Source organism: Mycobacterium sp. TH-M106, from assembly GCF_057473765.1.
Genome location: NZ_JBYCLE010000189.1, coordinates 1 through 2,793 on the forward strand (window position 1 = coordinate 1; position 2,793 = coordinate 2,793).

Below are 2,793 nucleotides of genomic sequence, written 5' to 3' on the forward strand. Positions count from 1 at the left end.
AACGAAACCGGGTGCTAACCAAGTGGTTCAACGCCAGTGCCGTCCGCTTCATCGGCAGCCAACGATTCTCCATCACCATGGAGAACGACGTGTCCACCAGCAACGCCACCGCGGCCTGGGTGCGGGTCTCCGTCTCGGAGACCTCGACGTCGTCGACGGTGATGGTAATCCGCGAATCCGGACCCAGGGCTGGGCGTCCCGCCTGCCGCAGCACCGCGTTGGTCAATGTGCGGGTGACGTTCCACGGCTCGGTGTCGCCGAACTGCCAGGGGCGCGTCGCGCCGGTCAACTCACCGGCCGCCCCGGCCCGGCGGTGGTCGCGTTCGCCCCGGCGTCCGGAGAGTTGCTGTGCGACATCGCGTAGCGCAGTCTGGCCGAGCTGGCGCATCGCCTTGGGCGAGAGCCGCCACTGCCCGTCGGAACTGCGGTCGAAATATCCTTGGTTGACCAGTGCGCGTTCCAGCTCGGCCAGCGTCTGGGCCTCGACGGCAGCCTGGTCGCCGAGTTGGCGGGCTAGCGCGTCTAGGTCGACGTCGTCCATGGTGGCGCCGGGATAACTCTGCGACAGCTGGTCGGCCAGCTGCTCCAGCTCAGCGATGTCGGCCAAAGCCCGGGCGCCTTCGGCCATGCCGAACGGGTTGTCCCCGGAGAACTCCGAGGATCCCGTCCAGTCCTCGCCCGGGCGCAGCGTCTGCAAGTGCGCGTCCAGCCGGCCCAGGGCCTGTTGCAGCGCCGGAGATCCGAACGCCTGCATGGCCAATGCCTGCAACTCGGCTCGCTGCTGCGGACTCAGGCTGTTGAGGAACCGCTGCGCTGCAGCGGCCCGACGTGCCAGCGAGTCGATCAACTCCTCGACGTTGCGCGGGTTCTCGGGAAAGAACTCGCCGTGTTTGTCCATGAAGTGCGCAAAGTCTTGTGCACTGTCTTTTCCCTGCGCATGTTTGTCCAACAACTCGTTGAGGTCGTCGAGCATCTCGGTGACCCGTCGGCGGTCCTCGGCGGTAGCGCCCGCCAGCGCCTGCTTCATCCCGGCGAAACGTTGGTCGAGCAGCTCACGGCCCAGCAGATCCTTGATCTTCTCGTAGGATTCGGCGGCCTCGGCACTGCGCCATTTGTAGTCGGACAGCTCCTGCACGGCCTTGGCCGGTGACGGCGACAGAGCCTCCAACTGCAGCTCGGCGAAGCGGGCGTCGTCATCAAGCGCACGGGCAAGCTGCTTGCGTTCGGCCAGCACGGCCGCATCCAGCAACTTCTTGATCTCAGCCAGCGTGCCGTCCAAGTTGTTCCGGCGCAACAGTTCCCGACGACGTCGGTGTGCTTCGGCGGCCAACCTGTCGGCGCCGGGCATGTTTTTGGTTCCGCGCCGCAACAACTCCGACAGTGCCCGTCGTGGTGACGCACCGTCCATGACGTCGCGCCCGATCTGTTCCAGCGCCTCGGCCAGATCCACCGGCGGAGCAAGTGGGTCCGGACCGCCGGTGTAGGTCGAGTACCGTGCTGAACGGCCCCGGGGATGGCCGCGACGACCGCTAGCCATAGACAGTTTCGCCTTCCTCGGACACCTTGTCGATCCGCTTGGCCAGATATAGTGCCTCCAAGGCTAATTCGAGCGCGGCGGCACGCTCGCCATCGGATTCCGCGCCCAGCCGGACGGCGATGGTGTCGATGATCGGCAGACCGGGCAACGCCGCCAGCACCGCCTTGGCCGACACCCGCTCTCCGGTGGTCACCGCCGAACCCCGATCGACCGCGGCCACCAGCGGGCCGATGTCGATTCCGATCAGCGCTTTCGACGCGGTGTCGGCGGTGGCACGTCGGAGCAGGTGTTCGAGCACGGCCTGCTCTCGCCCTTCTTCACCGGACTCGAACTCCAGCTTGCCGCGCAGCACGTCGATGATCGTGGAGAGATCAACCACCCGGGCGACCGGATCGGTCTCCCCCAGCAGCGCGCCGCGGTGGCGTGCTGACGCCGCCACCGTTTCCGCCGCTGCGATCGCGAACCGGGCCGACACCCCGGAACGCTGGTCGACCGACCGGGACTCGCGCAGGTAGCGAGCGAACCGGGCCAGCACAGCCAGCAGGTAGTCGGGCACCTGCGCGCTCAGGTGGGCCTCCTGAGCGATGACGCCGACCTCCGCGTCGAGCTCCAGCGGGTAGTGGGTGCGGATCTCGGCGCCGAACCGGTCCTTGAGCGGGGTGATGATGCGGCCGCGGTTGGTGTAGTCCTCCGGATTCGCGCTGGCCACCACCAGCACGTCCAACGGCAGCCGTAGCGTGTAGCCGCGCACCTGGATGTCGCGCTCCTCCATCACGTTGAGCATCGCCACCTGGATGCGCTCGGCCAGGTCGGGCAGCTCGTTGACCGCGACGATGCCGCGGTGCGCCCGCGGAATCAGCCCGTAGGCGATGGTCTCCGGGTCACCGAGGCTGCGGCCCTCGGCGACTTTGATCGGGTCGACGTCACCAATCAGGTCGGCCACCGAGGTGTCCGGGGTGGCCAGCTTCTCGGTGTAGCGCTGCGTGCGGTGTCGCCAGGCGACCGGCAGGTCGTCGCCGAGTTCGGCGGCACGGCGTTTCGACGCCGGGGTGATCGGCGAATAGGGATGTTCGCCGAGCTCGGCGCCGTCGATCACCGGGGTCCACTCGTCGAGCAGCCCGGGCAGCGCCCGCAGCAGCTTGGTCTTGCCCTGGCCGCGCTCGCCCAGCAGCACGATGTCGTGACCGGCGATCAGGGCGCGTTCCAGCTGCGGCAACACCGTTTCGTCGAACCCGAGGATCCCGGGCCAGATGTCT

The 2,793-nt window shown here is 67.7% G+C and carries 2 protein-coding genes; both read right to left on the minus strand.

Going from position 1 to position 2,793, the window contains the following annotated elements:
* The coding region (locus tag AC2VOP_RS06585) for a vWA domain-containing protein (protein ID WP_486960214.1) at window positions 1-1,537 on the minus strand (1,537 nt) is incomplete at its 3' end.
* The coding region (locus AC2VOP_RS06590; protein ID WP_486960215.1) for a sigma 54-interacting transcriptional regulator at window positions 1,530-2,793 on the minus strand (1,264 nt) is incomplete at its 5' end. The genes AC2VOP_RS06585 and AC2VOP_RS06590, both read right to left, overlap by 8 nt.